Below are 20,612 nucleotides of genomic sequence, written 5' to 3'. Positions count from 1 at the left end.
CAAAAAACGAAAATTATGAAAACTTTAAAATCATTTCAAAAATCTATTTTAATAGTTGCGACTATTTTATTAACTACGCAAACACAAGCACAATCTTGGTTTGGTAATAAAGTAAAAGGAAACGGTAATGTTACTACCATCTCTAGAACCACTAACGATTATGATGCTGTTGCTTGCACAGGATCTATGGACTTTATTTTAGTAAAAGGACAAGAAGGGAAAATTACTATCGAAGGAGAAGAAAACCTATTAGAACATATTGTAACAGAGGTAAAAAACAATACGTTGGTAGTAAAAGTAGAAAAAGGAGTTAACTTAAGTACTAGCTATAATAAAACAATTAAAATTACAATTCCTTTTGAAGATATAAACAAAGTATCACTAACAGGATCTGGAGATTTATGGAATACTAATACCATTAACACTACCGATTTAGATGTAGATTTAACTGGATCTGGAGATATTGTATTAGATATTAATACCAATAATGCAGAAGGAAGCGTAACAGGTTCTGGAAATGTAACTTTAAAAGGAAAAACGACTAACCTTGAAGCTAGTGTTACAGGTTCTGGAGATTTCAACGGAAACAGCCTACAATCAGAAAACACAGAGGTTTCTGTAACAGGTTCTGGTGATGCAGAAGTAGTTAGCACCGAATTTTTAAAAGCAAGAGTCTCTGGTTCTGGTGATATAGAATATTCTGGAAACCCTAAAAAAGAAGATACTAAAGTTGCTGGCTCTGGAAGTATTAGTCGAAGTTAGAAAATAATGACATAAAAAAAAGCCATTCAAATAGAGTGGCTTTTTTTATGTTTTAAAAAAGATTATTCGTAGATATACTCTCTTGTTGAATCTAAATCTCCTTCTATATAATCATTAGAACTTACAGGATAATTACTAGAGTTATACGTATACTCATAATTCTCATATACAACAGGAGTACCATTAACATCTTCTGTTAATGATATAAGATTATTAAATCCACCATCTATATAGCCTGAGAAATCTATGTTAATTAAGTTTAGCGTACGTAAATTAGAAATATTTTTAAACATCCCATTTCGGGTGTCATAAGCATAAACAGAATCTGTACCATCATCATAGCTTTCTGCTATAATTTGATTATTTTCCATAGTAATTATTGTCTCACTAAGAAAGCTAGTTTGAGATACATGGTCTCCACTATACTTCCTTTCCGTAATGGTTCCGTTGGTATTATAGGTAAGGTCAAATTTTAAACCTTCATTACCATTAGTAATATATACAACGTACGAAATCAATTCATCATCTGCATTGTATTCTGGTATCACATAGTCGAGGATACTACCATCTTCATAACTATTAATTCTAGTTAATACATCACTTTCATATATATACGTATTAACTAAATCTCCGTTTTCTGTAATAGATGTTAATTTATTTCCATCATAAGAGAACGTATCGGTATAGCTTGTACCATCTAATTCTGTCCAGATCATTTCTTTTAATAATAAATCTTCTGAATTAGTAGTTTCACAATCCAACCCATCTAAAGTACTTTGTAAACTTCCATCTGCATCACCACAAAGAGCAATTTCATTTTCTAGAGCAGTTTTATAGGCTAAACATAAATTATTATTTGTAGTATCTGCTGTGTAAGCTAATTCTGCACTACTTGTTGTTTCTTGTGCAGTTGCACAATCTTCTGTAATAGCCGGGCAATTTAACGCATCTAATAGCGTTTGTATTCCTCCAGTATCATCGCCACAAGCTGTAATAACATCTTGTAATGCAGCTGCATACGCATTACAAACAACTGCATAATTAGCATCGTCTGTTGGAGTTGTTCCATAAGCTGCAGAAGCAGTTGAAAGAGTTTGAGTTGCTTCTACACATGTAACATCACCTCCACCATCTGTGACAAAATCCCCTTCTAATGGTTCATCATTACAAGACAAAACAACAAGCATAAATAGTGATAAAATAAAAACACTAGCAATTTTTAAGTTTTTCATAAACATATTGTTAATTTAATTTATAATATAAACAAACTTAGTGAAATAATTTAATTTATATCTTCTTTAGGAACCCTAAACAAGAGAACTATTCCTATTAAAAAGAAAACAAATAAAAATAGTATGGCATTACGCATGCTACCTGTTATTTGGTCTATAGTTGCAAATATTACCATTCCAATAACAATTCCTATTTTTTCGGCTACATCATAAAAACTAAAATACGATGTCGTATCCTCTGTTTCTGGTAGAAATTTAGAATAAGTAGAACGGGCTAAACTTTGAATACCTCCCATTACTAAACCAACAAAACCTGCCGCTAAATAAAACTGAAATGGGGTTTGCATAAAATAGGCATAAAAACACAATGCCATCCAAACAAAATTAACAACAATTAAAGTTTTAATGTTTCCAAATTTAGATGAAGCTTTAGAGGTTAAATAAGCACCAAGTATCGCTACTACTTGAATTACTAATATACTTACAATTAGTCCTGTTGTTTTTTCACCATCAGTTCCCCAAGCTATTTCTTCTTCACCAAAATATACAGCAACTAACATAATAGTTTGCACAGCCATACTGAACACAAAAAAAGCTACTAAATATCTTTTTAGCCTAAGATTTTGTTTTAATTGACTCCAAACAATTTGTAATTCTTTTAAACCATTAAAAACAATAGCTTTAGTTACTTTATGACCAGAAGAAACTCCTTTTGGTAAAATATAAAAAGTGTATTGACTAAATAAAACCCACCATAAACCAACAGTTATAAAAGAGTAACGCATCATTTGCATTTTTTCTTCACCCGTTTCTTGAGTCATAACCATTGCTAAATTGATTATCAATAACAAAACGCTACCAATATAACCAAAGCTAAATCCTTTGGCACTAATACTATCTTGTTGTTCAGGGAATGCAATATCTGGTAAATAGGAATTGTAAAAAACCAAACTTCCCCAATACCCTATTAAGCCCATAAAATAGAACAGTAAACTTAAGTGTATATTTTCTATACTAAACCAGTATAAACCTATGCAACCAAAACCACCAACATAACAAAAGAACTTCATAAAATTCTTTTTATTACCAACATAATCAGCAATACCAGATAGAATTGGTGATGTAAAAGTTACCACTAAAAAAGTAAAAGCTGTAACATAAGTTATTAATGCTGTACTTTTAAAATCCATACCAAAAGCATGTACTGTTTTAATTTCGCTAAGAAATAAGGCAGAATAAAATATAGGAAAGATGGAAGATGCAATGGTAAGTGTATACACCGAGTTTGCCCAATCGTAAAATGCCCAGGCATTTAGAAGTTTCTGACTTCCTTTTTCAAGTTTATTCATAAAAAAAGCTGCTCTTTTTTGGAGCAGCTTCTAAAGTAAACAAATATTTTTAATTAGTACGAAAAACTAGTAATTGGTCGGAATGATTGTACCCCAAACTTTTTAGATTCGGCAATAGCTTGAGGTGCTAATGCTTTTAAGTTAGCAATTCTGCTATCATTAGATGGATGCGTACTTAATATTTCTGGTGGTGCTTCTCCTCCACTGTTTTCTTTCATTCTAACCCAAAGATTAGAAGCTTCTGTAGGATTATACCCAGCAATTCCCATTAAATATAAACCAATTTTATCTGCTTCGGTTTCATGACTTCTACTAAAAGGCAGCATAACTCCTACTTGTGAACCAATACCATAATATTGATTAAAAGTGTTTCTATCTTGCTCATTTTGTATTGCTATATTTCCTGCAATTGCAACTCCTTGTTGTATATAAGCAGCACTCATACGTTGTTGCCCGTGGTTTGCTAATGCATGAGCTACCTCATGTCCCATTATTGCTGCAACACCAGTTTCGCTTTGTGCAATTGGTAATATTCCTGTATAGAATACTATTTTCCCACCTGGCATACACCACGCATTTACAGTAGCATCATTAATGAGGTTATATTCCCATTTATAATCTGCTAAATATCCTTGATGGCCATTAGCATTTAACCAACGCTCTGCAGCAACAGCAATACGTTGACCGACTCTAGTAATCATATCTGCTCTAGCAGTTCCAGTTTCTACATTACTTTCGGATAATACTTGATTATATTGAGCAAATGCAGTTGGAAACAATTGCGAATTTGGCACTAATGCCATAGTTTGTTTTCCTGTAAAAGGGTTTGTTGCGCAAGACAGAAAAACTACAATTGTACCGCATGCAATTATTGTATTTTTAAATTTCATTTTAGGTAAGTGTTTTAAATATTGACTATAAATTTACAAAAACTGTTCCTAAATCAGTATACAACTACACTATATTAATAGCAACAATACCGATAGAATACAAATAAATCCTATTAACGACTTCCCTTTATATGAATTTCACTAAAATTCTTATCTACTAACATATAAGAAGTTCCATTTTCATGTAAATGATTTAATGGAATTATTTCATTGTCAACCTCTATTTCTTCAATTTTAAAAGGTAGGCCATGAATATTTAATTTGAACGATTGGTAAGATGCTTCGTATTTTCCTTCTTTATGTTGTTGCAAAATTAGCTCATTAGATTTACCAGTAAGTTTAATAGTTCTAAAACTATAACGTCCTTTTGTATAATCATAACCATCATGTGCATCATCAAATAATTGCGAACTTTCTTTTCCTTCTGTATAATAAATATCTAGAGTAAGTTCTTCTATATTTTTTTCACCAACATATTGTTGTACCGGATATTTTGGTATAACAGCTCCTGCTTTTATAAAAATTGGCATACTATCTATTTCTGCATCTACCCATTTTTCTTTACCTCCTTCTACGATCTCGTCTGTCCATATATTATACCAATTACCTCTTGGTATATACATGCGTCTTCCTTTAGCATTAGGTTCTAAAATAGGACATGCTAATATGTGATTACCAAAAACAAATTCGTCTGTTCTATAATGTGTTTGCGTATCTTCTTGATCGAACATTACTAAAGATTGAAGAATTGGTGTACCATGTTCTACTAAATTCCAAAAACAGGTATATAAATATGGAAGTAGTTGGTATCTTAATTCAATAAATTTTCTAACAATATCTGTTACATCCTCATCAAAAGCCCATGGTTCTTGATCACCATGATCTCCAGAAGAATGCACACGACAAAAAGGGTGGAAAATTCCTAATTGAATCCAACGTGTAAATAATTCGCCTTGAGGTTGTTCGGCAAACCCTCCAATATCACTACCTGCAAAACTAAAACCAGACATTGACATACGTTGTGCTTGTACGTTTGCAATCCATAGATGCTCCCAAGTTGCAACATTATCACCTGTCCAAGTAGAAGTATAACGTTGAGTACCAGAATATGCAGCTCTAGTAATTACAAATGGTCGTTTTGGATAATTAAACTTTTTTAAACCATGATACGTAGCTCTTGCCATTTGCATACCATACACATTATGTGCTTTTCTATGGCTACAAGGGTTACCATCATAATCATGGCGTACATCGTCAGGAAATGTTTTATTTGGCACTTCCATAACTGCTGGTTCATTCATATCATTCCAAACACCTTGAATACCTACGTCTTCAATAAGCTCTTGAAATAATCCTGACCACCAATCACGAACTTCAGGTTTTGTAAAATCTGGAAAATAACATTCTCCAGGCCAAACTTTACCTTTCATATATGGACCATCTGCACGTTTGCAAAAATAATCTTTATCTAGTGCTTCTTTAAACACCGAATATTCGTCGTCAATTTTTATTCCTGGATCAATAATAGCAACGGTTTTAAAACCATCATCTGCTAATTCTTTTACCATACGCTTGGGATCTGGAAAGTACTCTTTGTTCCAAGTAAAGCATCTAAAACCATCCATGTAATCGATATCTAAATAAATAGCATCACATGGTATTTGTAGTTCTCTAAATTTATTGGTGATTTCTTTTACATTAGCTTCCGGGTAATAACTCCATTTACATTGATGAAATCCTAAAGCCCAAAGTGGAGGCAATTGATGTGGTTTACCTGTTAAATCTGTATATTTTTCTACAACTGTTTGAATTTTTGGTCCATAGATAAAATAGTAATCCATTTCTCCTCCTTGCGCCCAAAAACTAGTTACATTTCTTCTTTCTTGACCAAAATCGAAATACGAACGAAAAGTATTATCAAAAAAGATTCCGTAGGCTTTATTGTGATGTAATCCTGTAAAAAACGGAATTGCTTTATAAATAGGATCTGTTTCTTTACCAAAAGCATAAGAATCTGTAACCCAATTTTGAAATCGTTTTCCTTTTAAATTTAAATGTTCTGGTTTATCACCAAGCCCAAAATAACTTTCACGCTCGTTAACCACTTTACTCATTTTTACAATGTTCCCACCAAATTCATAACTTTCTTCCCAGTGAAAACCAATTTCGTCTTGATTAACAAGCGTCATATCTAAAGCGTCATATAAAGAAACGCCTAAATTTTCTTTAGAAATTCTACAAATTAATTTTAAAGTAGAAACTTCATAATACTCCTCTTTTTCTTCAATTTCAAGCTTATTATAACCAGTACTTGCATATTTGGTTATAGCATATGAGAAATCGTTTTCAAAAGTTCCAGTTGTTGTATATCGAAAACGAAATACACTATCTCTTAATACTTTTAATTGTAGTATTACATTGTTCTCTGTATAAAAGAATAATGTGTCTACATCTTTTTTAAATTTTATAATTTTCGAAGGAAATAAATTCCCTTTTTGTTCTAATTCTGTATTTACAATCATCAAGTAATCTTTTAAATAGGTATGTAAAAAAACATAAAATAATGGTGAAAAAAAAACTAAAGCAATAGTAGTTATAACTAATTGTTAACTACATCGTTTTAGTTTCATTTTTTTATTAAATATCTAATATGTAAGCCTTAAAATGAGATATATATTTATTGATATTTAAAAGCAACCATGGTTAAAGGAGGAATATTAACTGCAACAGAATGCTTTCTAAACTGCCAATTTTTTGTTTGAGATGTTACTACTTTATTCTTAAAATCTCCAGTTCCAAAATATTCTTTCTCGTTGCTATTAAAAACTTCTTTAAGTTTTCCTTTTTTTGGAAGCCCAATACGATAATTCTCTCTAGGTACAGGAGTCATATTACAAGCAATAATTAAATTATCTTTTGCTTTTTTTCCTTTTCTAATATATACTAGAACCGAATTTTCGGCGTCGTTATAGTCTATCCATTCAAAACCATCTTGTGTGAATTGATTTTGGTGTAAAGCGGGTTCTAATTTATAGAGCGCATTTAAGTCTTTTATTAGTTTTTGTACACCTTTATGAGGTTTGTATTGTAATAAATGCCAATCTAAGCTTGTTTCAAAATTCCATTCTTCACTTTGGCCAAATTCTGCTCCTTGAAACAATAGTTTTGTTCCTGGATGCGTAAACATATAACTATATAACAAACGTAAATTAGCGAATTTTTGCCATTCGTCTCCCGGCATTCTATTTAGTATCGATTTTTTACCATAGACTACTTCATCGTGACTTAATGGTAGCATAAAGTTTTCGGAAAATGCATAAGTCATGCTAAAAGTTAAATCGTTTTGATGGTGTTTTCTATATACTGGTTCTTTAGCAAAATACTGAAGTGTATCGTGCATCCATCCCATCATCCATTTCATTCCAAATCCTAATCCTCCTAAAAATACTGGTTTAGAAACACCTGGAAAAGATGTAGATTCTTCTGCTATAGATTGCACATCTGGAAATGTACCGTAAATAGCTTCGTTTAAGTCTTTCATGAAAGCAATAGCTGCTAAATTTTCACGACCTCCATATTGGTTAGGTTCCCATTCACCTTCTTCTCTAGAATAATCTAAAAATAGCATGGATGCTACAGCATCTACACGTAATCCGTCTGCATGATATTGGTCTAACCAAAACAAAGCATTGCTAATTAGAAAAGATTTTACCTCATTACGTTCGTAATTAAAAATAAGGCTTTTCCAGTCTTGATGATAGCCTTTGCGTTTATCTGGATGTTCGTATAAACAAGAACCATCAAAAAAGCCTAAACCGTGAGCGTCTTCAGGAAAATGGGATGGTACCCAATCTAATAAAATGCCGATATCATTTTGGTGTAATTTATCGACTAAAAGTTTAAATTCTTCTGGATAACCAAATCTTGATGTTGGTGCAAAATAGCCAGTAACTTGATAGCCCCAACTTGGATCGTAAGGAAACTCCATAATTGGCATAAGCTCTACATGCGTAAAGTTCATTTCTTTTACATAATTCACTAATTGATCTGCTAATTCTACGTAAGAAAGGAATCGATTTTCTTCGATTTGTTTTTTCCAAGAACCTAAATGCACTTCGTAAACAGAAAATGGTGCATCTAATGCATTTTTTTTCTTTCGAGATTTCATCCATTTAGAATCTTTCCAACCATATTCATCTTCCCAAACTATAGATGCTGTTTTTGGGTTGTGTTCATAGCGTCTAGCATAAGGGTCTGCTTTTTCGGTTTTAATACCATTATTATGGCTTTCAATTTTATATTTATAGGTAGTTCCTTTACCTATGTTTGGAATAAAACCTTCCCAAATACCACTTTCGTCCCAACGTACATTTAATTGGTGTTCTCCTTCTTGCCAATAATTAAAATCACCAATAACCGAAACGTATTTTGCTGTTGGTGCCCAAACTGAAAAATAAGTTCCTTCTACTCCATTTAAAGTGGTTATATGTGATCCAAATTTTTCGTAAAGTTTATAATGTTTTCCGGATTTAAATAAATTAATATCAAAATCTGTAAATAAGCTATGCGCTATTACTTTAGACATATGTTGTTTTTAGGTAAGTATACTATTATTTTATGATTGTTCCTTTTGGAATTGTTGCTCCTTTTTTAATAACAACTATTCCATCTTTTACTAAATAATCATCGGTTTCAATATCTTTTAAATGTTTACCACCTTCTATTTTAACATCATCACCAATTCTACAGTTTTTATCTACAATACAATTATTTATATAGCATCTATCTCCTATCCCTAAAAGGTTTACAATTTTATTTTCTTCAATTGTTTTTAAAGATTCATAAGAATCGTTACCCATCATATAAGTATTTAAGACAACGGATTCTTTACCAATTCGAGAACGAATACCAATCACACTTCTTTCAATTTTAGCTGCATGTATAATACAACCATCTGAAATTACAGTCTTATTTAAAAGTGTTCCAGAAATTTTAGAAGTAGGCAATATTCTTGCTCTTGTGTATACTCTATCGTCTGCATATAAGTTAAACTTAGGAATATCATCTGTTAGACCTAAATTAGCATCAAAAAAAGATTCAATGGTTCCAATGTCTGTCCAGTATCCTTCATATTGATAACTAAGTGTTTTATGCTCATGAATAGATTGCGGAATAATTTCTTTCCCAAAATCGTTTGTATCAGGATTTTCCATTAATTTGACTAAAAGATCTCTATTAAAAATGTAAATCCCCATAGAAGCTAGATAATTTCTACCTTCTTTTTTCATATCTTCACTAACATCTGATGTCCAATCTGGTAATAAATCGGCCGCTGGTTTCTCTATAAAAGAAGTAATAATATTATCATCATCAGTTTTTAAAAGCCCAAAACCTGTAGCATCACTTGCATTTACAGGATAAGTTGCAATAGTAATTTCTGCATTACTTGCTTCGTGCTTATCGATCATATCTTGCAAATCCATATTATACAATTGATCTCCAGAAAGTATTAAAGCATATTTAAAATCATTACTTAAAACATGATGCATACTTTGTCTTACTGCATCTGCAGTACCTTGAAACCACTTATCACTCTGCATGGTTTGCTCTGCAGCCAAAACATCTACAAAAGCTGAACTAAAGAAACTAAAGTGATAGGTATTTTTTATATGTTTATTTAAAGAAGCTGAATTAAACTGTGTTAAAACATACATTCTTTTAATATCGGAATTAATACAGTTAGAAATTGGAATATCGACCAATCTATATTTTCCTGCTATTGGAACAGCTGGTTTAGATCTGTCTGCAGTTAATGGATATAATCTGGAGCCTTGTCCTCCACCTAAAATAATAGATAACACCTTATCATTAATCATAGTTTTGTTAGTTTATTGAATTATACAATTTAATATATTCTTTTGCTGATGCATCCCAGGAATGATCAATTTTCATTATGTTTTTTCTAATTTCTTTAAATCGTTCTTGATTATTATATAACGAAACACCTCTTTTTATTGCCTGTTCTATTTGCAAAACTGTTACCTCGTTATGGCAAATACCAAATCCGTTTTTATCTTCAATATCTATAACTGTGTCTTTTAATCCTCCTGTACTTCTTACTATTGGAATGGTTCCGTATCGTAAGGAATACATTTGGTTTAATCCACAAGGTTCTACACGAGAAGGCATTAATAAAAAGTCTGCTCCTGCATAGATAATATGCGATAGTTTTTCATCGTACCCAATAAAAGCATCGTAGTTTCCTTTATGATGTTCTTTTAATGCGTTTAACTGTTCTTCCACTTCATTATGACCTGAGCCTAAAAGAAGAATATTACATTCTTTTTCTTTTAAAATAGTATCAAAAACTTCTGGAAGTAAATCGGTTCCCTTCTCACCTACTAATCTTCCAATAAAAGCAAATAAAGGTTTTGTTTTATCTAAATTAAAAGTTTCACACAACCAGTTTTTATTTTTACCTCTTCCTAAAGTTACGTTTTTTTCAGAGAAATTTTCAATAATATATACATCGGTTTCCGGATTCCATACTTTTATGTCTATTCCGTTTAAAATACCAACACATTTTTGACTTTCTTGTTTTAATAAATCTTGTAAACCATTAGCTTCTATTTTCAATTCTTCCATATAACTTGGAGAAACTGTGGTAACTCGCCATGCACATTTTATTGCAGCTGCAAGTGGATTAATCATACCATTCCAATCTAATAAACCTGCATTATTCATTTCAAAAGGTGGAATTAAATGCAATTTATTATAAGCAAACCATCCTTGGTATTGTGCATTATGAATGGTAGTAATAACTGGAATTTTATTTAAGGATGTATATTTAAAACTTTCTTGTAACATAAAAGGAACAAGTCCGGTGTGATGATCATGGCAATGTATAATGTTTGGTTTATCTTCTAGAGCAAGCATCCAATCTAGAGCTGCAATTTGAAATGCCAAAAAACGATCAGTATCTTCATACGAATACACATAATCTTTAAAAAGTAAAGTTGGAATATCTATAAAAAAAACATCAAATTCTAATATGTTTTTTTTAAGCTTTAATACTTCAAATTTATGATCATAAACACCGAGCAAAACTTCTGATTTACAGATAGATACAAATTCGTTTTCTTTGCTAAATTTATTGTCATAAAAAGGCATAATAACACTACTTTTTAATCCAAGTTCATTTTGATATTTTGGTAACGCACCAACAACATCTGCTAAGCCTCCAACCTTAGCAATAGGATAACATTCTGCACTAATATGGGTTATATTCATTAAATAATGTTCAATTTTACTCTTCTAATTTAGTAATTTATTATTAATACAATCCTTTTTTTAGGAAATAATAAATATAAAGTTAAAACTAAAACGATTTCGTAATGAAGTCGTTTTTATTACGACCTATTAAAGAAACAAAAACAATATATATTTAAACATGAAAAAGTATTTATTAGTGAGTCTTATTGGTATTTTCTTTAGTTGCAATTCTTCTGCACAGAAAAGTGATTCGAATACTAAAAAAAAGTACCCTGTTACAAAAACAGATATAGAATGGAAAAAGGAGCTAACTGAAGCACAATATTATGTATTGCGAGAAGCAGGAACCGAACGCCCTTTTTCTAGTCCGCTTAACAAAAACTACCAAAAAGGAACCTACCATTGTGCAGCTTGTAATATTGCTTTGTTTAAAAGCGAACACAAATTTGATTCTGGAACAGGTTGGCCAAGTTTTGACAGAGAAATTAAAGGAAATGTTGCATATGGCTCTGATAACAAATTGGGGTATTCTAGAGATGAAGAACATTGTGCTAACTGTGGTGGTCATTTAGGTCATGTATTTAATGATGGCCCTAGAAAAACTACCGGTAAACGCCATTGTATTAATGGTGATGCTTTAGTATTTGTCCCAATAGAATAAAGCAATAACAGAATAAATTCTATAAATAATTCCCTTTCTTTTTTATACCTTTAGATTGTTTATTTTAGGTAATCCGTTTTTAATACAATGAAAAACTCCTATTTATCGAGTACTATTAAACAATTTGAATATTATAAGTCATTAGGTGATAAAACCATAAACCAACTTTCTTTTGAAGAATTACAATGGCAAGTACATGTCGATTCTAATAGTATATCTATTCTAATAAAACATATTGTTGGTAATATGTTATCGCGTTGGACTAACTTTTTGACCGAAGATGGTGAAAAAACATGGCGTAAACGAGATGATGAATTTAATGATACTTATACTACAAAAGAACAACTTGTTGCCTCTTGGGAAAGTGGATGGCATTGTTTATTTAATGCAATTACTCCATTAAAGACTATAGATTTAGAATCTATTATCTACATACGAAACCAAGGACATACTGTAACCGAAGCCATTAACAGACAACTTGCACACTACTCTTACCATATTGGACAAATAGTTTTTTTAGGAAAACTTTTAAAAGGAAGCAATTGGCAAACCTTATCTATTGCTAAAGGGGAATCTATTTCCTATAATGAAGAAAAATTTTCGAAAGAAAAAGAAAGAAAACATTTTACCGACGATTTATAAACCATTCTAGCATTCGCGTGAGGGATAGAAACGGCATCCTTTTGCTTTTTTATAGCAAAAGATACAGTGTATAGCCCGACCTTTAGGTCACGCCCAAATAAAAATGAAGCATCAATTTATTATTTCGGCTTTGTTTTGTAAATTCGTTGCTTTATAAAACGATTAAAAAACACACAATGAGTAAATACGATATAATTGTACTTGGAAGTGGTCCTGGAGGCTACGTAGCTGCTATTAGAGCATCTCAATTAGGTTTTAAAACCGCTGTTGTTGAAAAAGAAAGCCTTGGTGGTATCTGCCTAAATTGGGGTTGTATTCCTACTAAAGCACTTTTAAAGTCTGCCCAAGTTTTTGAATATTTGAAACATGCAGAAGATTATGGACTTTCTGTAGCAGGTTTTGATAAAGATTTTGATGCTGTTGTAAAACGTAGTCGTGGTGTTGCTGAAGGAATGAGTAATGGCGTTAAGTTTTTAATGAAAAAAAATAAAATTGATGTTATTGAAGGTTTTGGGAAACTAAAAACTGGAAAAAAGATCGATGTAGATGGCAAAGAATATAGTGCCGATCATATTATAATTGCAACTGGAGCACGTTCTCGCGAGTTACCTAGTTTACCACAAGATGGTAAAAAAGTAATTGGCTATAGAGAAGCAATGGTTTTACCAGAGCAACCAAAGAAAATGATCGTTGTAGGTTCTGGAGCAATTGGTGTAGAGTTTGCATATTTTTATAACTCTTTAGGAACAGACGTTACTATTGTTGAATATTTAGATAGAATTGTACCTGTTGAAGATGATGAAGTTTCTAAACAATTAGAGCGTAGCTTTAAAAAAGGAGGTATAAACATTATGACTTCTGCCGAAGTAACTAGTGTAGATACTTCTGGTAAAGGAGTAAAAGCTACGGTTAAAACAAAAAAAGGAGAAGAAGTATTAGAAGCCGATATTGTATTATCTGCTGTTGGTATAAAATCGAATATAGAAAATATAGGTTTAGAAGACGTAGGTATTGTTGTAGATAGAGATAAAGTTTTAGTTAACGATTTCTACCAAACAAACATTCCTGGTTATTATGCTATTGGAGACATTACTCCTGGACAAGCTTTAGCACACGTTGCTTCTGCAGAAGCTATTTTATGTGTAGAAAAAATTGCGGGACAGCATGTAGAAGCTTTAGATTACGGGAACGTTCCTGGTTGTACTTATTGTACTCCAGAAATTGCTTCTGTAGGTTTAACCGAAAAACAAGCAAAAGAAAAAGGTATCGATATTAAAGTTGGTAAATTTCCATTCTCTGCTTCTGGTAAAGCAAGTGCTTCTGGAGCAAAAGATGGTTTTGTAAAAGTTATTTTTGATGCTAAATATGGCGAATGGTTAGGTTGCCATATGATTGGAGCTGGAGTTACAGATATGATTGCCGAAGCTGTTTTAGGTAGAAAGCTGGAAACAACTGGTCATGAAGTATTAAAAGCTATTCATCCACACCCAACCATGAGTGAAGCGGTTATGGAAGCTGTAGCTGCCGCTTATGATGAAGTGATACATCTTTAAGAAAAAAAAAGCAGAATAAAAAAAGACGATTTCATTATGAAATCGTCTTTTTTTTATTCTATAACCAACAAACCTACAAAAAACTCTGAATAGCAAGTTCATAACTCTGCAATCCAAAACCAAGAATAACTCCTTTCGCATTTGGAGAAACATATGAGGTATGTCTAAACTCTTCCCTTGAAAATGTATTAGAAATATGTACTTCTACTACTGGTGTTTTAATAGCATTAATAGCATCGCCAATTCCAACAGAAGTATGTGTATAAGCTGCTGCATTTAAAATAATTCCGTCGTAAGAAAACCCTACTTCTTGTAATTTATTAATCAGTTCTCCTTCTACATTAGATTGGTAATAATCTAGATCTGCTTGTGGGTACTTCCCTTTTATTTCCTCTAAAAATTCAGTAAAAGATAAACTTCCGTAAATTTCTGGTTCTCGAGTTCCTAATAAATTTAAATTAGGACCATTAATGATAATGAGTTTCTTCATAAAGTAAAAATACAAAAGTTATTGTATAAAAAAAGCCAAAGCAAGAACTTCGGCTTTTACAATATTATAATAATTACTGTTAAAACATATAACCAACAGAAAATTGAATTACTTTATTTTTAACATCATTACCTCCATCGTTAATATTGATTATTCCTAAGTTGTAACGTACAGAAAACAGGATACCGCTATCCATTTTGTAACCTGCTCCAAAATTAATTCCAAAATCTATATCCTTTATGTTATCAAGATCTATAGAATCGGAATCATTTTTCGCTTTTGCATTAACCAAATAACCAACTTGTGGTCCTGTTTCTACACTTAAACCTTCTATTACAAAATATTTAACCATAACGGGAACATTAATATAATCAAAGTTATATTTAAAGTTATCATCACCAATATCTTCCTTACCACCTTGCGAAGAATACAAAATCTCTGGTTGCACACCTAGCTTGTCATTAAACATAATTTCTGCAACACCTCCAACATGAAACCCTACTTTCATATCCGTATTATTACTATCTCCATCTATGGAAGCTAAATTAACACCTGCTTTAGCTCCAAAAGAAACCTCTTGCGCTTGTAAACCAAACGATAAACCAAATACAGCAATAGCTGCAATACATAATTTTCTCATAATTTATAAGTTTTAAAAATTGATTAGTCCAAACTAACACTTTTTTTTAACTTATCACCAAAAAAAACAACTGATTATCAAGTTGTTAGCAAACAATATAATGATATTGAATTAATACAATTGAATTAAATTAGAACAAAATCTAAATTCCTATTTTTGCAGCAATGAAATGGGAACAAGCACTTTTAGATTATAAAATGTATTTAAAGATAGAACGAGGTTTATCGCAAAACTCTATAGATAATTACGCTTTAGATGTACATAAACTAATTGGTTTTTTAGAAGAAAATAGCATTCAAGAATCCCCTTTAACAATTACTTCAGAAATTATTCAACAATTTATTTATGAAATTGCGAAACATGTTAATGCAAGATCGCAGTCTAGAATAATATCAGGCTTACGAAGTTTTTTTAATTACTTAGTTTTTGAAGATTACATGAAAACAAATCCACTAGAACTAATAGAATCTCCAAAAATTGGAAGAAAACTTCCAGACACATTATCGGAAAAAGATATCAATGCACTTATTAATGCTATAGATTTGAGCAAACCACAAGGAGAAAGAAATCGCGCCATTTTAGAAACTCTTTATAGTTGTGGATTACGTGTTAGCGAGCTTGTTGGTTTAAAAATTTCGGATTTATTTTTTGAAGAGGGCTTTATAAAAGTTACAGGTAAAGGAGACAAACAACGCTTTGTGCCTATTGTACCAGAAACACAGAAGATAATCAACATCTACAAGAATCAAGTAAGAGTTCACAGTCCTATTAAAGAAGAGTTTCAAGATGTTTTATTTTTAAACAGACGGGGAAAACAGCTTACAAGAGCTATGATTTTTACAATAATTAAACAATTAGCAGTAAAAATTGATTTAAATAAAAATATTTCACCACATACTTTTAGGCATTCTTTTGCAACCCACTTGTTAGAAAATGGAGCAGATTTAAGAGCAATACAGCTTATGCTTGGCCATGAAAGTATTACAACTACAGAAATATATATGCATGTAGACAAAAGTCATTTAAAGGAAGTTATGAATTCCTATCACCCTAGAAACTAGAGCTTTTAGCTCATAATTATTTGTTTTTAGTCGGTGTTTTGTTATATTTGAGTAGACTTATGTAAGTTGAAACTGACTTAAATAATTTAAAAATATCCCTAAAAACATTTTTAAATATAATATCTATGTCTGCTCTAAACCCAAGAATTATAAAAAACAACACTTTAAATGTGCTTAATGACACAAAGTGGAAACTCGCATTAGAATATACTAATATTGGTTTTTGGGAATTTGATGCAGATTTGAATAAAGTTTACTTTTCTAATGAATCCAAAAAGATAATAGGTACTCAAAACAAAACTTCCTTTGGTTCTAATATAAACGACTGGAATGAAAGAGTGCATCCAGATGATATAGAAAAATATTATCAAGACTTTCAAGACCATCTCAATGGATTAAAACCTATGTATGAAAATGAACATAGAGTAAAATGTCAAGACGGGAGTTACAAGTGGATTTTAGACAGAGGAAAAATAGTAGAATTCACTAAAGATGGTATTGCAAAACGTGTTATTGGTACACATACAGAAATAACCAATCAAAAAGTTGCTGAAAACAAAGTAATTGAAGCTTTAAGTATTGCAACAGAACAAAATAATAAGCTGAAGAATTTTGCACATATAGTTACCCATAACCTAAAACAACATGTAGCCAATTTTGAAAGCCTCCTTCAATTTCATGATGAAGCCGAAACTTGCGAAGAAAAAGAGAGCTTAATGAATCATTTAAAAACACTTTCCTCCTCTTTAACTAAAACAATACATAATCTAAACCAAGTCGTTTCTGTACAAACAAATAAGAATAAAAAAATAGAAAGAATATACGTTGCTAAAGAAATTAATAATGTTTTAAAAACACTCGATTTTGTTATTAAAGAAAGTAAGGCTACAATTAATAATAATGTAAATGAAAGGTATTTTATCTATTATAATATATCCTATTTTGAAAGTGTAATTCAAAATCTATTAACTAACGCTATTAAATATAAACACAAAGATAGAAACCCTGTAATTAATATAGATTCTATTTTTAAAAAGGACGCTATTGATTTAATTGTCACCGATAATGGTATCGGAATTGATTTAAATAAATTTGGAAATGATATTTTTGGTTTATACAAAACGTTTCACAAGAATGAAGATGCCGAAGGAGTTGGCTTATATCTAATTAAAAACCAAATTGAATCCTTTGGTGGAAAAATTTCTGTAGCAAGTACTGTGAATACAGGAACCGCTTTCACCATTACAGTAACTAATAAATAAACTATTTTCTTCTCTCTCTATTTATGTTATTACTCTTTATTCTAAAGGTTTAAAATAATTACCACCTCAAATACACGTACTTAAACGGAAAAAATTGTATTTAATCGTGTTTTAAAGGTTTTTACACTTTTTAGAAACTAGAATAAACCCTACGAGTATATTTTTGTTTTACCAAAGCTAATTAAAGACCTCTAATGGAAAACAATAATAATTCGAATACTACAGTTTCCAACCCCAACGAAAAAAGTACAAAACTAAATATTAAAGAACAAGTTTTAAGGTTTGCCCTAGAAAATTCTAATATTGGCGCTTGGGATTATGATGCTAGTACACAAAAAGTTATATACTCTAAAGAATCTAAAAACATTTTAGGTTTTAAAGATCATGAAATTGGATCATCTGCTGAAGAATGGAATAATCGTGTTCACCCAGAAGACAAAGCGCATTATTTTAAAGAATTTAACGACCATCTTAATGGGATAAACCCTTTTTACGAAAGTGAACATAGAATACAATGCAAAAATGGTACATATAAATGGATACTAGATAAAGGCAGAATAGTTTCGGTAGGAGAAAATGGTAAACCTAAAAGAGTAATAGGCACACATACTGATATAACAAAAATAAAACTTGCAGAAAAGAAAACAAAAGAGGCATTAAACTTAGCTACTGAATTAAATAATAAATTAAGAAATTTTGCGCACATAGTTACACATAATTTAAAACAACATGCAGGTAATTTTGAAAATTTAATTGAGTTTTATAACGAAGCGGAAACAGTTAACGAAAAAGATGAATTAGTAAAGCATATTGAAACTACTTCTAATTCTTTAACAAAAACGATTAAAAATTTAAACCAAGTTGTATCAGTACAAACAAATAAAAACAAAAGGGTAGAAAAAATATTTATCGCTCAAGAAATTAATAATATTCTAAATAACCTTGAATTTGTTGTTTTAAATAACAATGCCATAATAAACAATAATGTTCCTGAAAATATATATATAAACTATAATCCTATTTATTTTGAAAGCATTGTACAAAACATGTTAACGAATGCAATAAAATATAAACATCCTGAAAGAGATCCTGTAGTAAATATAGATTTAAATATATTAGAAAAAAGGATGGAGTTATTAATATCGGATAATGGAATAGGTATAGACTTAGAAAAATACGGTAATACTATTTTTGGTTTATATAAAACGTTTCATAATAATGAAGATTCTGAAGGTGTAGGTTTATATCTAATAAAAAATCAAATTGAATCCTTTGGCGGCAAAATTACTATAGCCAGTAAAATAAATACAGGTACTACTTTTACGGTTACTTTAACTAATTAAGTTAAAGTATAATTCTTCAAAAACGCACTATGATAAGGTTACCTGCTAATTTTCCCTTGCAACAAAAATACAATGAAAGTAACAAGCTCGTGCTAAAACTTTACTTGCAAAAATTATTTGTTTAACCGCAAATTAACCATGAACTATTATAGTTTAGAGCAATCTGAATAAAAAAAACATGTATTTAGACGCTTTTATTTGCTTTTAATCGTATATTCGCAAGAATTACCGATTAAATGTTATGATGAAAGTCAATAACTTATTTTTGGAGTCCCAAATTATTATTTCTACTAAATGAAAACTACTTTAACTTCAAATCAAGATATTTCAAATATTGTTGATTACGATTCAAAATTAATATTAGAAGAATTCGTTTCTAAATTTGCTTTAGAAAACTCTAATATTGGTGTATGGGATTTTAATGTAATTAATAAAACAGTTAACTACTCTAAAGAAGCTAAACAAATACTTGATCTTAAAAACACAGACCATAATGCCGAAACTTATAATTGGCAAGAAAAAGTACATCCGGATGATTTGGATAATGTAATTGAAAATTTACTAAATCATTTAAACTACAAAACACCTAATTATATAAGCGAACATAGAATACTTATTAGTAATGGTAGTTACAAATGGATAAAAGATATTGGTAAAGTTGTAAAACGTGATGAAAATGGAAATCACACCCGTATGATTGGTACAACAATAGATATTAGTGAAAGAAAAAAACAAGAAGCTAAATTAATAGAAAAGAATAATATTATTAAAGATCAAAATACAAAACTTAAAAATTTTGCTCTAATTGTTTCACATAATTTAAAATCACATACTGCAAATTTTGAAAGCCTTTTAAGTTTTCATGATGAAACAGAAGATGAAGATGAAAAAAAGGATATTATTAATCATTTAAAAACGGTTAATAACTCACTATCTAAAACAATTTCAAATTTAAACAAGATTGTTAATGTAAGTAACTCTAAAAATAAAAGCTTACAAACAATAAATTTAAATAACATTGTAAAGAACACTTTAGAGCTTTTAGCAGTAAAAATTATTAGCTCTAATACTATTATTAACAATCAAATTGATAGTGATTTGTACCTAGAATTTAATTTGTCCTATCTTGAAAGTATTATTCAAAATTTACTCACTAATGCAATTAAATACAAGCATCCAGAGAGAAATCCGATAATAAATATAAGTTCAGAAAAAACTAACGAACATATAATTATTACTTTTTCAGATAATGGTTTAGGAATAGATTTAGATAAATTTGGAGATGCTATTTTTGGACTGTATAGAACATTCCATAAAAACGCAAATTCCGAAGGTGTTGGTCTTTATCTTATAAAAAGTCAAATTGAAGCTTTTAATGGCACTATAGATGTTACTAGCACAGTAAATGTTGGAACTACTTTTAATATTAAGTTACCAAACAAAAAAGTCTAACTA

Annotated in this window: 17 protein-coding genes; 8 read left to right on the top strand and 9 right to left on the bottom strand. The window is 30.5% G+C overall.

From position 1 onward, the window contains the following. The first annotated feature begins 15 nt into the window (after positions 1–15). Entirely contained in the window at positions 16–762 is a 747-nt protein-coding gene (locus Q4512_RS11480) for a head GIN domain-containing protein (protein ID WP_303424634.1), read from the top strand. A gap of 62 nt (positions 763–824) precedes the next feature. On the opposite strand, the gene Q4512_RS11475 is transcribed toward Q4512_RS11480, so the two are convergent. The 7 genes from Q4512_RS11475 to Q4512_RS11445 form a co-directional block, all read right to left on the bottom strand. After that, positions 825–1,994 (bottom strand): hypothetical protein, encoded by a 1,170-nt coding sequence (locus Q4512_RS11475; protein ID WP_303424633.1) that lies wholly within the window; start codon positions 1,992–1,994, stop codon positions 825–827. Positions 1,995–2,044: 50 nt separating this feature from the next. Next, entirely contained in the window at positions 2,045–3,343 is a 1,299-nt protein-coding gene (locus tag Q4512_RS11470; RefSeq protein ID WP_303424632.1) for an MFS transporter, read from the bottom strand. Between the two features lie 53 nt (positions 3,344–3,396). Then, the gene (locus Q4512_RS11465) at positions 3,397–4,233 is read right to left on the bottom strand and encodes a M48 family metallopeptidase (protein ID WP_303424630.1); all 837 of its coding nucleotides are present in this window, start codon (positions 4,231–4,233) and stop codon (positions 3,397–3,399) included. Between the two features lie 113 nt (positions 4,234–4,346). Further along, on the bottom strand, positions 4,347–6,755 hold the full coding sequence (locus Q4512_RS11460; RefSeq protein WP_303424628.1) for a glycoside hydrolase family 31 protein: 2,409 nt from the start codon (positions 6,753–6,755) through the stop codon (positions 4,347–4,349). Positions 6,756–6,910: 155 nt separating this feature from the next. After that, the gene (gene glgB / locus Q4512_RS11455) at positions 6,911–8,818 is read right to left on the bottom strand and encodes a 1,4-alpha-glucan branching protein GlgB (RefSeq protein ID WP_303424627.1); all 1,908 of its coding nucleotides are present in this window, start codon (positions 8,816–8,818) and stop codon (positions 6,911–6,913) included. 25 nt (positions 8,819–8,843) lie between these two features. Beyond that, positions 8,844–10,109: a glucose-1-phosphate adenylyltransferase gene (locus tag Q4512_RS11450; protein ID WP_303424626.1), complete on the bottom strand. Its 1,266-nt coding sequence runs from the start codon at positions 10,107–10,109 to the stop codon at positions 8,844–8,846. 7 nt (positions 10,110–10,116) lie between these two features. Next, positions 10,117–11,523, bottom strand: coding sequence for a glycogen synthase (locus tag Q4512_RS11445; protein ID WP_303424624.1), 1,407 nt, complete (start codon positions 11,521–11,523; stop codon positions 10,117–10,119). Between the two features lie 160 nt (positions 11,524–11,683). Here Q4512_RS11445 and msrB point away from each other — a divergent pair, with 160 nt between their 5' ends. The 3 genes from msrB to lpdA all read left to right on the top strand — a co-directional run bounded on the left by msrB (position 11,684) and on the right by lpdA (position 14,361). Continuing rightward, positions 11,684–12,166: a peptide-methionine (R)-S-oxide reductase MsrB gene (gene msrB / locus Q4512_RS11440; RefSeq protein WP_303424623.1), complete on the top strand. Its 483-nt coding sequence runs from the start codon at positions 11,684–11,686 to the stop codon at positions 12,164–12,166. Between the two features lie 87 nt (positions 12,167–12,253). Continuing rightward, entirely contained in the window at positions 12,254–12,808 is a 555-nt protein-coding gene (locus Q4512_RS11435; protein ID WP_303424621.1) for a DUF1572 family protein, read from the top strand. A gap of 176 nt (positions 12,809–12,984) precedes the next feature. Beyond that, entirely contained in the window at positions 12,985–14,361 is a 1,377-nt protein-coding gene (lpdA, locus tag Q4512_RS11430; protein WP_303424619.1) for a dihydrolipoyl dehydrogenase, read from the top strand. Between the two features lie 73 nt (positions 14,362–14,434). Here lpdA and aroQ read toward each other — a convergent pair whose 3' ends face one another. Next, positions 14,435–14,851, bottom strand: coding sequence for a type II 3-dehydroquinate dehydratase (aroQ, locus tag Q4512_RS11425; RefSeq protein WP_303424617.1), 417 nt, complete (start codon positions 14,849–14,851; stop codon positions 14,435–14,437). Between the two features lie 79 nt (positions 14,852–14,930). Next, positions 14,931–15,491, bottom strand: coding sequence for a porin family protein (locus Q4512_RS11420; protein ID WP_303424615.1), 561 nt, complete (start codon positions 15,489–15,491; stop codon positions 14,931–14,933). Positions 15,492–15,655: 164 nt separating this feature from the next. Between Q4512_RS11420 and xerD the strand changes: the two genes are divergently transcribed. From xerD to Q4512_RS11400, 4 genes are all read left to right on the top strand, one after another. Then, the gene (gene xerD, locus Q4512_RS11415; RefSeq protein WP_303424612.1) at positions 15,656–16,552 is read left to right on the top strand and encodes a site-specific tyrosine recombinase XerD; all 897 of its coding nucleotides are present in this window, start codon (positions 15,656–15,658) and stop codon (positions 16,550–16,552) included. A gap of 125 nt (positions 16,553–16,677) precedes the next feature. Further along, positions 16,678–17,814: a PAS domain-containing protein gene (locus tag Q4512_RS11410; RefSeq protein ID WP_303424609.1), complete on the top strand. Its 1,137-nt coding sequence runs from the start codon at positions 16,678–16,680 to the stop codon at positions 17,812–17,814. Between the two features lie 194 nt (positions 17,815–18,008). Next, entirely contained in the window at positions 18,009–19,157 is a 1,149-nt protein-coding gene (locus tag Q4512_RS11405) for a PAS domain-containing protein (RefSeq protein ID WP_303424606.1), read from the top strand. A gap of 294 nt (positions 19,158–19,451) precedes the next feature. Then, complete coding sequence (locus Q4512_RS11400) at positions 19,452–20,609, top strand: sensor histidine kinase (protein ID WP_303424604.1); 1,158 nt, start codon at positions 19,452–19,454, stop codon at positions 20,607–20,609. The last annotated feature ends 3 nt before the right edge of the window (positions 20,610–20,612 follow it).

The sequence above is a fragment of the Oceanihabitans sp. 2_MG-2023 genome (genome assembly GCF_030547245.1).
Lineage (GTDB): Bacteria > Bacteroidota > Bacteroidia > Flavobacteriales > Flavobacteriaceae > Oceanihabitans.
The sequence above is the reverse complement of the archived record's forward strand: the minus strand, read 5'-3'. Positions and strand labels throughout refer to the sequence as shown.

Bases quoted from the DNA above. Each gene is read 5' to 3' on its own strand.
- Q4512_RS11480 (WP_303424634.1), top strand. From the start codon at position 16: ATGAAAACTTTAAAATCATTTCAAAAATCTATTTTAATAGTTGCGACT.
- Q4512_RS11475 (WP_303424633.1), bottom strand. From the start codon at position 1,994: ATGAAAAACTTAAAAATTGCTAGTGTTTTTATTTTATCACTATTTATG.
- Q4512_RS11470 (WP_303424632.1), bottom strand. From the start codon at position 3,343: ATGAATAAACTTGAAAAAGGAAGTCAGAAACTTCTAAATGCCTGGGCA.
- Q4512_RS11465 (WP_303424630.1), bottom strand. From the start codon at position 4,233: ATGAAATTTAAAAATACAATAATTGCATGCGGTACAATTGTAGTTTTT.
- Q4512_RS11460 (WP_303424628.1), bottom strand. From the start codon at position 6,755: ATGATTGTAAATACAGAATTAGAACAAAAAGGGAATTTATTTCCTTCG.
- glgB (WP_303424627.1), bottom strand. From the start codon at position 8,818: ATGTCTAAAGTAATAGCGCATAGCTTATTTACAGATTTTGATATTAAT.
- Q4512_RS11450 (WP_303424626.1), bottom strand. From the start codon at position 10,109: ATGATTAATGATAAGGTGTTATCTATTATTTTAGGTGGAGGACAAGGC.
- Q4512_RS11445 (WP_303424624.1), bottom strand. From the start codon at position 11,523: ATGAATATAACCCATATTAGTGCAGAATGTTATCCTATTGCTAAGGTT.
- msrB (WP_303424623.1), top strand. From the start codon at position 11,684: ATGAAAAAGTATTTATTAGTGAGTCTTATTGGTATTTTCTTTAGTTGC.
- Q4512_RS11435 (WP_303424621.1), top strand. From the start codon at position 12,254: ATGAAAAACTCCTATTTATCGAGTACTATTAAACAATTTGAATATTAT.
- lpdA (WP_303424619.1), top strand. From the start codon at position 12,985: ATGAGTAAATACGATATAATTGTACTTGGAAGTGGTCCTGGAGGCTAC.
- aroQ (WP_303424617.1), bottom strand. From the start codon at position 14,851: ATGAAGAAACTCATTATCATTAATGGTCCTAATTTAAATTTATTAGGA.
- Q4512_RS11420 (WP_303424615.1), bottom strand. From the start codon at position 15,491: ATGAGAAAATTATGTATTGCAGCTATTGCTGTATTTGGTTTATCGTTT.
- xerD (WP_303424612.1), top strand. From the start codon at position 15,656: ATGAAATGGGAACAAGCACTTTTAGATTATAAAATGTATTTAAAGATA.
- Q4512_RS11410 (WP_303424609.1), top strand. From the start codon at position 16,678: ATGTCTGCTCTAAACCCAAGAATTATAAAAAACAACACTTTAAATGTG.
- Q4512_RS11405 (WP_303424606.1), top strand. From the start codon at position 18,009: ATGGAAAACAATAATAATTCGAATACTACAGTTTCCAACCCCAACGAA.
- Q4512_RS11400 (WP_303424604.1), top strand. From the start codon at position 19,452: ATGAAAACTACTTTAACTTCAAATCAAGATATTTCAAATATTGTTGAT.